12 protein-coding genes are annotated in these 12,080 nt (G+C 63.8%); 10 read left to right on the top strand and 2 right to left on the bottom strand.

Translation table 11 applies throughout. From position 1 onward, the window contains the following. Positions 1-34 precede the first annotated feature (34 nt). The 10 genes from IC608_RS14905 (at position 35) to IC608_RS14860 (ending at position 10,974) form a co-directional block, all read left to right on the top strand. Complete coding sequence (locus tag IC608_RS14905) at positions 35-1,918, top strand: heparinase II/III family protein (RefSeq protein ID WP_191777152.1); 1,884 nt, start codon at positions 35-37, stop codon at positions 1,916-1,918. Between the two features lie 88 nt (positions 1,919-2,006). Further along, on the top strand, positions 2,007-2,996 hold the full coding sequence (locus IC608_RS14900; protein ID WP_191777150.1) for a sterol desaturase family protein: 990 nt from the start codon (positions 2,007-2,009) through the stop codon (positions 2,994-2,996). Further along, positions 2,993-4,102 carry a GNAT family N-acetyltransferase gene (locus IC608_RS14895; RefSeq protein WP_191777148.1) on the top strand — a complete coding sequence of 370 codons (1,110 nt, stop codon included), beginning with the start codon at positions 2,993-2,995 and terminating at the stop codon, positions 4,100-4,102. The genes IC608_RS14900 and IC608_RS14895 overlap by 4 nt, the downstream gene beginning before the upstream one ends. Positions 4,103-4,190: 88 nt before the next feature. Continuing rightward, positions 4,191-5,039, top strand: coding sequence for a MurR/RpiR family transcriptional regulator (locus tag IC608_RS14890; protein WP_191777145.1), 849 nt, complete (start codon positions 4,191-4,193; stop codon positions 5,037-5,039). A 117-nt stretch (positions 5,040-5,156) separates the two neighbouring features. After that, positions 5,157-6,227: an ABC transporter ATP-binding protein gene (locus IC608_RS14885; protein WP_191777143.1), complete on the top strand. Its 1,071-nt coding sequence runs from the start codon at positions 5,157-5,159 to the stop codon at positions 6,225-6,227. A 30-nt stretch (positions 6,228-6,257) separates the two neighbouring features. Beyond that, positions 6,258-7,496, top strand: a complete 1,239-nt coding sequence (locus IC608_RS14880) for an extracellular solute-binding protein (protein WP_191777141.1) — start codon at positions 6,258-6,260, stop codon at positions 7,494-7,496. 70 nt (positions 7,497-7,566) lie between these two features. Continuing rightward, positions 7,567-8,487, top strand: coding sequence for a carbohydrate ABC transporter permease (locus IC608_RS14875; RefSeq protein WP_191777133.1), 921 nt, complete (start codon positions 7,567-7,569; stop codon positions 8,485-8,487). Continuing rightward, complete coding sequence (locus IC608_RS14870) at positions 8,484-9,347, top strand: carbohydrate ABC transporter permease (protein WP_191777131.1); 864 nt, start codon at positions 8,484-8,486, stop codon at positions 9,345-9,347. Before IC608_RS14875 ends, IC608_RS14870 begins: the two co-directional genes overlap by 4 nt. Then, complete coding sequence (locus IC608_RS14865) at positions 9,344-10,021, top strand: N-acetylmannosamine-6-phosphate 2-epimerase (protein WP_191777129.1); 678 nt, start codon at positions 9,344-9,346, stop codon at positions 10,019-10,021. The genes IC608_RS14870 and IC608_RS14865 overlap by 4 nt, the downstream gene beginning before the upstream one ends. Next, positions 10,018-10,974: an N-acetylglucosamine kinase gene (locus IC608_RS14860; protein WP_191777127.1), complete on the top strand. Its 957-nt coding sequence runs from the start codon at positions 10,018-10,020 to the stop codon at positions 10,972-10,974. The genes IC608_RS14865 and IC608_RS14860 overlap by 4 nt, the downstream gene beginning before the upstream one ends. Here IC608_RS14860 and IC608_RS14855 read toward each other — a convergent pair. Then, positions 10,940-11,134, bottom strand: coding sequence for a hypothetical protein (locus IC608_RS14855; protein WP_191777125.1), 195 nt, complete (start codon positions 11,132-11,134; stop codon positions 10,940-10,942). The genes IC608_RS14860 and IC608_RS14855 overlap by 35 nt on opposite strands. After that, positions 11,134-12,027 (bottom strand): SDR family oxidoreductase, encoded by an 894-nt coding sequence (locus tag IC608_RS14850; protein ID WP_191777123.1) that lies wholly within the window; start codon positions 12,025-12,027, stop codon positions 11,134-11,136. Before IC608_RS14850 ends, IC608_RS14855 begins: the two co-directional genes overlap by 1 nt. Positions 12,028-12,080 lie beyond the last annotated feature (53 nt).

Below are 12,080 nucleotides of genomic sequence, written 5' to 3'. Positions count from 1 at the left end.
GTATGAGGGCTTGAACCGTCGCCGGATCAAATCGATGACCCTTGCCTGGACCCTCAACCGCCTGCGCAATATGAGCCCTGCCGAGGTCCTCCACCGCATCGTGGAAAAGGGGCGCAAGGTCGCTTCGCGGCGCCGGCACCAGGGCTGGGAGCCTTACCGGGCACAGTCGCTGCATCCGGTTTGGCCAGAGCTGCGCGCGCGAATCCTGGCGGCCGGACCCGAGCAGCACCGGGCAATTGCCAGCGCCGCCGAAGCGTTTCTCGGAGGCAGGTTTTTGGCACTCGGCCGGGACTGGCCGGCAGGAAGCATCGAGCCACCCTACGACACCCTATGGCGGCTCGATCCTGTTACGGGGCGGAGCTGGCCGGGCGCTGATCGTTACGCGTTCGATATCGATTTCCGGCATGATGGCAGCCGGGGCGATATAAAATATGTCTGGGAAATCAATCGCCTGCAGATGCTTCCCGCCCTTGCCGCGCATGCGCTGGTGGCGGGCGACCGGCGCAGCCTCGAGGCAATCGAGGCTCTGGTCGCAAGCTGGCACCGCACCAATCCGCCTTTCGGCGGGGTCGGGTGGGCGTCCGGTATCGAGGTTGCCGTGCGGGCGATCAGCCTGCTCCTTACGATCGAGCTTGTCGGGGCGAGACTGTCGCGGCCGGCCGTGGAGGCGATCGGGCAGGTGCTGGCAGCCAGCGCCTTCTGGCTGCCCCGCTTTCCCTCGCTCCACTCCTCGGCCAATAATCACTACGTGGCGGAACTGGTGGGCGAGGTGTTGCTGGCGCAGGCGCTGGGCACGGATGGACGGGCGGCGCGCATTGCCCTCCTTGCACAGGTCGACAGGCAAATCCTGCCCGACGGGGCACCTGCCGAGCAAAGTCCGACCTATGGCGCGTTCACCGCCGAACTTGCTCTGCTGGCCGCCGAAGCGGCGCGGCAGACCGGTCATCCGTTTTCCGCTCCGGCTGAGCGGCGCCTCAGCGCCTTTGCCGGCTTTATCGACTGGATCGGTCCGGCCGGCCGGTTCGGTGACGACGACGAGGGTCGCGCGATCAGCGTGGGGGCGGAAACAGATTATGCGGGGTCGGTGGCGTCCGCGATTGCCGGAGTTTTTGGGCAAGCGACGGTCGATCCCCGGTCCGACTTCCGAGGGCTGGTTTTCGGGAGCCGACCAGATGCCAAGACGCCGCCCACGGGTCTGCGCGCGTTCGACAATGGCGGTCTCAGCGTTTGGCGGGGCACTTTTGCTGGCCGCGCCGCCGTTCTGCTCTTCGATCACGGTCCCCTGGGCTACCTCTCGATTGCCGCGCATGGGCACGCCGACGCCTTGTCCGTGACCCTCGACATCGATGGTCGCGCCATCCTCGTTGATCCGGGTACCTACCTCTACGGGTCCGGCGGGGCCTGGCGGAACTGGTTTCGGTCCACTCCGGCGCACAACACGCTCCATATCGGTGGGCAGAGCCAAAGCACCATGTCGGGCGCCTTCAACTGGGCGCACAAGGCCAGGACGATCCGGGCTAGGCAGGGGGGCAGCTTTCCGCTCGTGGCCGAGCACGACGGGTATCAGTCGCGGTTCGGGGCCGTGCACCGGCGCACCATCACCCTCGGCGATGATGGGTTCGCCATCTCGGACCAGTTGTTAGGCAGCGAGCGGGAGGCCAATATCGTCTGGCAGTTTGCCGAAGGGGTAGAGGTGCAGTTCCAGGGCAATGCCGCACGCGCCTCCTGGCCTGGCGGTGCGCTGGACCTGATCCTGCCGCCTGGCAGCACCGAGGTGTTCCTCGGCCGGGAAACGCCCGATGGCGGCTGGGTTTCGCCCCGCTTTGGCGTGCTTCGGCCAGCGCCGCGGCTGGTCTGGAGCGGGCTGGTCGGGAAAGCCGGCGCCACCACGCGAATCCGCCTTGCCGGCATTAACTAACTCTTAAGGTTTGCCGCCATCGGCCGGGGAGCATCTCCTATTATGCAGCACGCGCGAGCGCGCACTTTCACGCTGCAGGAGCCCGGCCATGATCGCGGAGTTCATCGACAAGGTCATCAACAAGCTCAGCTACGACAACCTCGTCACCGCCGGGTTGTTGCTGTTGACGGCGTTGGGAAGTGCTCTCTGGGCCTATTTCCGCACCGTCGAAAAGCGCTCTCTTGTTGATTTCTTCGAGTTTGCGCTGCCCAAGGAGGTGATCCTGCATCCCTCGGCCAAGGCCGACTTCCTGTTCTGGCTCACCAAGAAGCTGCTGATGCCATTCCTGCTGATCCCTTCCGGGGTGATCTTCGTTTCCGGCGTGGCCTTCCTCACCAACCAGACCCTTGGCGCGCTCTTCAACATTCATGCGCCGCTGCTGCAGGACGCGGGGCCGCTGGTCATCGTCGTCTTCACGCTGACGATGCTGCTGGCCTACGACATTTCCTACTATCTCTATCATTATGCGCAGCATCGCATCCCGCTCCTGTGGGAACTGCACAAGGTGCACCATTCGGCCGAGGTGATGGTGGGCGTCACCAAGGACCGCGTGCATCCGCTCGATGATCTGCTCAACCGCATCTGGGACGGCGTCATTCCCGGCATTGCGTTCGGCATCTGGACGCTGATCGCGCTCGACCCGGTCGAGGTGACCATCTTCGGCATCAACGTCTACGTGATCCGCAACATCCTGATGATGGATTTCGTGCGCCATACCCATCTCAAGATTTCGTTCGGTCCGCTGGACAATGTGATCCTCAGCCCGCACTGGCACCAGTTGCACCACAGCGTCGATCCAAGACACTACGACAAGAATTTCGGCCTCCTGTTCTCCTTTTGGGACCGGATGTTCGGTACCGCCTGTGTTCCCAAGCCCGATGAGGAGTTCCGCTTCGGGCTGATGGACAAGGATCACAGCGACTATCAGTCCCTGTTCGGGCTCTGGGTACTGCCGCTCAAGAAGATGGGGTTGATCCTCATCCGGCCGCTGCGCCGCCGTCGCCTGCGGTCGGGTGGGGTGGAAGGCCGCCCCTCATGACCGCGCGGATCGAGATCGTTCGCGATGCCGATCGCCTCGCCGAGATCGGCCCTGCCTGGGATGCCCTCTGGTCGGCATGCGGCGCGCTGGTCTTCCAAAGCCATGGATGGATTTCCGCATGGTGGCGAAACGCACCGGACCGGGCGGACCGCAGCTTGCGCATCGGGCTGATCTGGGAAGATGAGCGGCTGCTTGCGATACTTCCATTGGCAACGCATCGCCGGCGCGGTCTCGTCTTTCTCGAATGGGCGGCCAACAGCCACAGCGACTATGGTGACCTGATCGCAGCCGCTGGGGTCGCGCAGACCCAGTTGGACGCATTATGGTCTCGCGTCTGCGCGGACCGGGGCTTTGATATCGCGCTCATCAATCGGCTGCTGCCCGACGCGCGGATGCGGGCCTTGGTGGCGCGCGACCACGGCGTACGGCTCCAGCCCAACCATCGGACTGAAACCAGCCATCGGGTCACCGCCCAGGTGGACGGGGCGTCCTGGTTCGAGGGCCAGACCAAAAAGGCGCGCCAGAACCACCGCCGCGGCTGGAAATTTTTGGAAGACGCTGGACCGGTCCGTTTCAGCGTTCTTGGTGCCGACGCGCCACGCGGCCCGGTGCTGGATCGGCTCGCTGCGCTCAAGCGTCAGTGGCTGCTCGCGCAAGGACACAGTTCGGCGCTGTTCGAGGCCGGAACCCAGACGCTTGCCGATCTGGTCGAGGTGCTGGCCCAAAAGCAGATCCTCCGCCTCTGCGTGTTGGAGTGCGGCGACGCGATCGTGGCCGTGTCCGTCAACTTCGTGCAACACGGTTCGATGATGGCGTTCGTCACCAGCTACGACCCGGCGTACGAGCGGGCGTCGCCCGGCACGCTGCTGATGAGCGAATACATCAAGTGGGCGTTCGACAACGGGCCTTCGACCGTCGATTTCCTTTGTGGCGCCGAGGCCTTCAAGACGCGGTTCGCCACCGAGGCGGTGGAATTGGGCACCTTTGCCGGCGCGGCGACCCTCAAAGGGCGCCTTGCCCTGACTGCCGACGAAGCGCAGCGGGCTTTGCGCGCCTGGCGCCAGCGCCGGACGACGAGCGCCGTGGAACAACCGCTCGCCGCTTAGCGCGATTATCATTGTCAGCGGCTTTTGGAATAGATTATTCCAACCATGTCGGTGACTCATCCGGGGCCATCGAGCGGCCGGGGGAACCATGTCCATCCTGCGCATCCTCAGCGCCCAGATCGATGCGATGACGCAGGCGGATCGTCAGATCGCCCAGTTCATTCTCGACGATCCCGAACGCATGCTCGCCATGTCATCGGCCGCGCTGGCTCAAGCCACCGGCCGCAGCCAGTCCAGCGTCGTCAAGTTTAGCCAGAAGCTCGGCTATGCCGGCTATCAGCAGCTCAAGCTGGCGGTCAACAAGGCAAAGGCGCAGGAGTGGCAGGCGCCCGCCGGCATCATCCATGGCAGCATCGATGCCAGCGATTCCTACATGACGATCCTGCAAAAGCTGATCGGCTCCAAGGTGCTCTCGATGCGCGAGACGGCCGCGGCCAACGAGGAAAAAACCATCGACGACGCGCTGGAAGCCGTGCTCAACGCGCGCCGCATCCAATTGGCCGGGGTCGGTGCGTCCTCGCTCGTCGCCAAGGATTTTTCCTACAAACTGCTCAAGCTTGGCCGCTCCGTGCTGCTGGATAGCGATACGCACATCCAGATTTCGAGCGCATCAACGTTGGGTCGCGAAGACCTCCTCTTTGCGCTTTCCCATTCCGGCCGCAGCGTCGAAACCCTGCGCATCGCGGAACTGGCAAAGGCGCGCGGCGCAACTGTCGTTTCGGTGACGGGCCTGCATCCCAATCCGCTGCTGCAACTGGCCGACATCGGCCTTCATACGGTGGCCGATGAAGAGCGCGTGCGCTCGTCCGCCATCACGTCGCGAGATGCGCAATTGATGCTGACCGACATGCTGTTCATCCTCCTGTTGCGCCGGCAGGCAGATGCCTATGACCACATCCACCGCAGCGAGGAGGCGGTGACCGTGCTCAAGGCCTAGTCACAGCCAATTCGTGATTGTCTATTCTTGACACGTTGGAAAATCGGAATTTAGTATTCCATCCAGGGACACGCACGCACCGCAGCTTTTCTGCGCTGTCGCGCCCGTGGAGAGGACATGGCGCAGCTTTCGCTACGCGGCATCAAGAAGCGGTTTCGCAACGTCGAGGTGCTGCACGGCATCGATCTCGATATCGGCGATCGGGAGTTCGTCGTCTTTGTCGGACCCTCCGGGTGCGGCAAGTCCACGCTCCTGCGATTGATTGCCGGGCTCGACCCGATTTCCGACGGCGAGTTCCAGCTCAACGGCCGCACCATGAATGCCGTGCCGCCCTCGCGCCGCGGCATCGCGATGGTGTTTCAGTCCTACGCGCTCTATCCGCATATGGACGTCTACGAAAACATGGCGTTCGGTGCTCGCCTCATGGGTCTCGACAAGGCCGAGGTCGAGGCGCGCATTGCCGAGGCCGCGCGTATGCTGCGGCTCGAACCGCTGCTGAAGCGCAAGCCGCGTGAACTCTCGGGCGGTCAGCGCCAGCGCGTCGCCATCGGACGCGCTCTGGTGCGCAAGCCGCAGGTGCTGCTGCTCGATGAGCCGCTGTCCAATCTCGATGCGGCCCTGCGCTCCGACGTTCGGCTCGAAATCGCGAAACTGCACCGCGACATCGGCGGCACCACGATCTACGTCACCCACGATCAGGTTGAAGCCATGACCTTGGCGGACAGGATTGTGGTGATGAATCTGGGCCGCATCGAGCAGGTCGGTTCCCCGCGCGATCTCTACCAGACCCCTGCCAACACGTTTGTCGCCACCTTTATCGGGTCGCCCAGGATGGCGTTGCTCGAAGTGGAGCGCGAAGGCGATGCGCTGGCTCTTCCGGGTGCCGGCTCGGTCACCCTGCCGCGCCTGCCTGGTCCGGAGCACGGTCGTCTCACCTTGGGTGTGAGGCCCGATGCGATGCGGCTTCGTCGGGATGCCTCTGCCAACGGGTACGCGGCAACCGTCATCTACACCGAGTATCTGGGCGACAACGCCTACGTCTATGCCCGTCTGGGCGACGGTACGCTGGTCAGCGTCCGTACGGGGCCCGATGAGAGCTACGAACCGGATACGCCGGTGCATGTCGAGATTGCGCTAGAGGGGGCGCATTTTTTCAGCAGGGAAACCGGTCAGCGCCTCTCGGCCTGACCAAAACGTCCAAGGAGAGGGACAAACGATATGAACAAGACACTCATTAGATACGGTGCCGCACTCGGTGCACTGCTCATCGCCGTTCCGGCCTTTGCCCAAGACCTCACCTTCTGGTCGTGGCGGCAGGAGGACAGGGCGCAGTATGAAAAGTTCATCGACGCCTTCGAGGCCGACAACCCGGATATCACTATCAAGTTCGAGACGTTCGAGGCCACGAACTACAACACCATTCTCTCGACCGCGCTGGCGGGAGGGACGGGGCCGGACCTGATGATGGTGCGCGCCTATGGCGGGCTCGAAACCCTCTCCAGCGCGGGCTACCTGATGCCGCTCGACGGCGAGAAGATCGAGGGTCTCGACGCCATTCCGGCCAATTATCTCACGGCCGAGACACAGCGCTCCGACAACACCGTCTACGCCATCCCCTTCGCCGTCTCGACCCAGTTCATCCTCTACAACAAGCAGATCTTTGCCGATAACGGCATCGAAGAGCCGCAGACCTGGGATGAACTGGTTGCTGCCTGCGAAAAGCTCAAGGCCGCCGGCATCATGCCCTTCGCCAACGGTACGGCAACCGCCTGGCAGAACGAAGTAGTGGTGGGCGCGCTCACCTCGTCCATCATGGGCAAGGACTTCTACGAGGATTTGGCCGCCGGCAAGACCGACTTCACCGACGAGCGCTACATCGATGCGTTGACCCATCTCAAGGACATCACCGCCTATTTCCCCGATGGGTTCATCGGCCTCGACTACCCCTCGGCCCAGCAGCTCTTCACCTCGGGCATGGCCGCAATGTTCGCCGGTGGCTCGTATGAAATCGCCAATTTTCGCAACCAGAACCCCGATCTCGACATCGGCGTGATGGCCGCCCCGGGCGAGACGGCCGACGATCCGAAGCTTGTTGCGACCTATGTGGACGGCGGCTACGCGGCCAATGCCAAGACCGAGCACCCGGAAGCGGCACTCAAGTTCCTCAACTACCTGGCCTCCGCCGAATTCGGTCAGGCCTTTGCTGACGATTTGAGCAATATCTCCACCATCCCGGGCGTCGAGTTCAAGGACCCCGTGCTGGCAAAGGTTGCCGAACTCGACAAGCAGTCGATCCCCTACATCATGTTGACCGATTTCCGCTATGGCGAGCCGACTGGATCGGTGCTGCTGCAGGCAGAAGTACAGAAGATGCTCGACAACAAGGCAACGCCCGAAGAGGTCGGCAAGGCCGTGACCGAGGGCATCGCCGCCTGGTACGAGCCGTTCCAGAAGTAAGTTCCTCCCGCGGGCCGGCGGACCCAACGCTGCCGGCCCTCCCTCTTCCCGCCGACGAGGACTTGTCTTGATGCCCCGCTTGCGCCTCACCGGTCGTGGACTGTGGATCACCGTGCTGATCGTGCCGCCACTGGCCTTTGTGGCGCTCTTTATCGTCTACCCGATCATTTCCGCCTTCGCCTACGCCTTCTTCGAGTGGAAGGGCATGGCGCGCGGGCAGTTCGTCGGCTTCGACAATTTCTACAAGGTGCTGTTTGCCCCGCCCTACGCCAGCTACACCTGGAACGCCTTCCGCAACAACGTCATGGTGTTCTTTGCGTTGATGGTGCTGCAGAACGGGGTCGGTTTCCTACTGGCCTATTGCCTGTGGCGCGGACTGCCGGGTGCGCGTTTCCACCGCATCGCCGTCTTCCTGCCCGTGGTGCTCTCGACCATCATCGTGGGCTACATGTTCAAGCTCTTCTACCACCCGCTGTTCGGGGTGGTGAACATCTCGCTCAAATCGGTCGGCCTCGGCGCCCTGGCGCAGCCCTGGCTGGGGCAGGACACGACGGCGCTTTGGTCGCTGGTGGTAGCCAATGCCTGGCACATGGTGGGCTTTCCCGCGCTGGTGTTCCTCGCCGGCATGCAGCGCATCCCGGGGGAGATCCTCGACGCCGTGCGCATGGAAACCGAAAGCGAGTGGGTCAAGATTTCCAAGGTGGTGTGGCCGCTGGTGGCGCCGAGCGCCACCGTGGTGTTCGTGCTGCTTTTCGTGGGGGCCTTCAACTGGTTTGAAATCCCCTACGTCATGGCAGGTCTTGATGGTTCGCCCTATGGCTCGACCGACGTCCTGGGGCTTCTCTTCTACCGCACGGCCTTCGGAACCGTCTCCAGTTCCACCCAGAATTTCGGCATGGGCAGCGCGCTTGCGGTGCTGATCTTCCTCTTCATCGCGGCTGTTGCCAGCGTCATCACCGTCAAGCTGCGCGCACGGGAGATCGAGCTATGAGCGCGGCCGTCGAGCATTATGGCGACCGCCGGGGCCTCTTGGGAACGTTGGGGCGCGACGGGCTGATCCAGATCATTCTCATCGCCAACACCGTCATCATGCTGGCGCCGATCGTCATCATGGTGTTTGCCGCCTTCAAGACCAGCGCGCAAATCTACCAGCATCCGTTCGCGCTGCCCGACTTCACCCATGTCGAGAACATCGTGAAGATCTGGACCGAGACGAATTTCCTGCGCTACCTACTGAACTCCGTCTTCGTCACCGGCACATCAATCACCCTCGTGCTGGCGCTGGGCACCATGGCGGCCTACGCCATTGCGCGCTACGAGTTCTGGGGCGCGGGCTTCATCCTCATGTTCTTCCTGGCCGGCCTCACGCTGCCGCTCAAGCTGGCCATCATCCCGCTCTTCATCCTGATGCGGGACCTGGGTGCGCTGAACACGCCGTTTTCGCTGATCCTCGTCTATGTGGCGATGGGCCTGCCCACCACGGTCTTCATTATGACCGGCTTCATCCGCACGCTGCCGAGCGAGCTTGAGGATGCGGCGCGCATGGATGGAGCGAGCGAGGCGCGCATCATGTGGTCCATCATGCTGCCGCTGGTCCGGCCGGCCATGGTGATCGCCGGCATCCAGAACCTGGTGCCGATCTGGAACGACTTCTTCTTCCCGCTGATCTTCATCCAGAACGACAACCTCAAGACGCTGCCGCAAGGGCTCACCACCTTCATGGGCGAGTACAACAGCAATTGGGGCGTGCTGTTTGCCGGGCTGACGCTGTCGGCGGCGCCGATCGTGCTGCTCTACATCATCCTGTCGCGCCAGTTCATCAACGGCATGACCTCGGGAGCGGTCAAATGAGCCCGCTCAAGCTGGCGAAAAGAGGCATCATCGTCTCGTGCCAGGCGCGCGCGGACAACCCGCTGCACGGCCCCGCGTTCATGGGCGCCATGGCGCTGGCGGCACGTGACGGCGGCGCTGTCGGCATCAGGGCGAACGGACCCGAGGACATTGCAGCGGTCAAGGCGGCAGGGCTGCCTGTGCTGGGCATCTACAAGATTCTTTCCGACAGTTCTCCCGTCTACATCACGCCCAATTTCGACGCTGCCCGCGCCATCGTTGCCGCCGGCGCCGATGTCGTTGCGCTCGATTGCACGCTGCGTCCACGGAACGGTGAAGAACCGACGGTGCTGATCCGGCGCATTCGCGACGAACTGGGGGTTGAAGTCTTCGCCGATGTGTCCGTTCTGGACGAGGGTTTGGCCGCCGCAGACGCTGGCGCAACCTATGTCGGCACCACGCTGTCCGGCTATACCGAAGCCACCGGGCCCAAACCTGAAGCGCCGGACGTGGCGCTCGTGGAGGCGCTGGCTCGCCGGATCAGCCTGCCGGTGATTGCCGAGGGGCGATACAACACGCCCGAACTTGTAAGGCGAGCATTTGAGGCCGGTGCCCATGCCGTTGTCGTCGGCACGATGATCACCAATCCGCGCGAGATCACGCGCCGCTTCGTTTCGCTCGGTGTTCCTCAATGACCCACACGATCCACCTTGGTCTCGACGTCGGTGGCACCGGCAGCCGCTGGGTCGCCTGCGATGAGCACGGGGACGTGGTGACGCGGGGAAGGACCGTGGGCGCCACCGGCCACGTGTTCAACCCGGCCGAAAAGGCGAGACTGCGGGAGGTGCTGTCCGCGATCGGCAAGGACCTTGCGGAAGCCGGCCTTTCGGCTGGCGGCGTTCTTGCGGGACTGACCGGGTTTGGGCCCGCGGCCACCGCCGACGTCAATGCGCTGCTGCGCGACACTCTGGGCGTGCCGGAGGGGAGCACTGTCCTAGTAGACGACATGAGCCTTGCCTATGCGGCCAATTTCGAGCCCGGCGAGGGGCATCTGGTCTCGGCAGGCACCGGGTCAATCGGCCTTCATTTCGGGCCCGAGCAGGTGGTGCGGGTTGGAGGGCGCGGCATCCTTATCGACGACGCCGGATCCGGGAGCTGGATTGCGCTGCGCGCTCTCGATCTCATCTACCGCGCCCATGACCATTCCGGCACCTTTCGTGACGTCTCGGCCGTGGCGGACAGGATGTTCGCCATCATCGGTGGCACGAGCTGGAGCGATGTTCGTCAATTTGTCTATGGGAGCGACCGCGGCAAAATCGGGACCCTGGCCGTCGCCGTGGGGGATGCGGCCGAGGAGGGGGATGGCCTGGCCCTCGGCCTTCTTCGCGATGCCGCGCTGGAGCTGGCGCAACTCGGGCTCGCGCTTTCGCAGCGCGTCGGCAAGCGGCCGATTGGGTTTATCGGGGGCGTGTTGACGCTGCACCCGGTGGTCGGGGAGGGGATCAGCAGTTTCCTCCACAACCATGAGGTCCGGTTTCTCGCAGCGGACGTGCCGCTGGCTGCTGCGCGGCTTCATCTCGATACCGATGCGGCCAGAGCCTGGCGTCAGCTCCTCAGCGTGGGCTGGGACCCCTCTGAGGCGGTGTGAGCCCCTGCAGGAGCCGGATCGCTTCCATGGCGCCCAGAGCCATGAGACAGAGCAGAAACGCCCCGACCATGACGGGATACAAGGCGAGGGCGAGTAGCCCCGTGGGATGGTCCCACAGGGCATCGGTGTCGCGCAGCGCCTTGTGCGCTACCGATCGCATCAGGTCACTCCCTTCCCGCCAGTCGCGCCGAAGACCTCGCCGGTGAGATAGCTGCCTTCCTGGCTGGCGAGTAGAACGTAGATGGGTGCCAGTTCGACAGGCTGGCCTGGCCGGCCGAAGGCGCTCTGCTTGCCGAAGTTCTCCACCTTCTCCGGAGGCTGGCCGCCACTGGGCTGCAGCACGGTCCAGAACGGCCCCGGTGCGACCGCGTTGACGCGGATGCCGCGCTCGATCAGCTGACTGGCCAGTGCCTGCGTATAGGCCACGATGCCGGCCTTGGTGGTCGCATAGTCCAGCAGTCCGGCCGAAGGCTCGAAGGCCTGGATCGATGCCGTCGTGATGATCGATGCGCCCGGCGGCAGATGCGGCACCGCCTCCTGCACGATCCAGTGCAGCGCATAGAGGTTGGTCTTCATGGTGCGATCGAAGTCGTCGGAGGAGACCTCTTCCACCGTTGGCCGGGTCTGCTGGCGCGCAGCATTGACCACCAGAATATCGAGCCCGCCCAGTTCCTTGATCGCCTGCCGCACGAGACTGCGGGAGAACTTTTCGTCGCTGACGTCACCAGCGATGGCCACGCCTTTCGTGCCGGCCTTCTCGATCAGGCTGATGACATCCTGCGCATCCTCCTGTTCGCTGGGCAGGAAGTTGATGGCCACGTCCGCGCCTTCCCGGGCGAAAGCGATGGCAGCGGCCCGGCCAATGCCGGAATCGCCACCGGTGATCAGCGCCTTGCGGCCGGTCAGCCGTCCGAAGCCGGCATAACTCTCTTCCCCATGATCGGGAAGCGGCTCCATTTTCGAGACGAGCCCGGGCGGAGATTGCGGCTGGCGGGGGAATGGGGGCGCCGGATACTGGTGACGCGGGTCCTGCATGGTGAAGCGATCAGTCACTGCTGGCCTCCTTGTTCAATCGGGGTGCCAATGCGTGACAAGGGACAGCCGTT

The sequence above is a fragment of the Devosia oryzisoli genome (genome assembly GCF_014837245.1).
Lineage (GTDB): Bacteria > Pseudomonadota > Alphaproteobacteria > Rhizobiales > Devosiaceae > Devosia > Devosia oryzisoli.
Note: the sequence above shows the minus strand (reverse complement) of the source record. Positions and strands in the feature narration are given on the sequence as shown.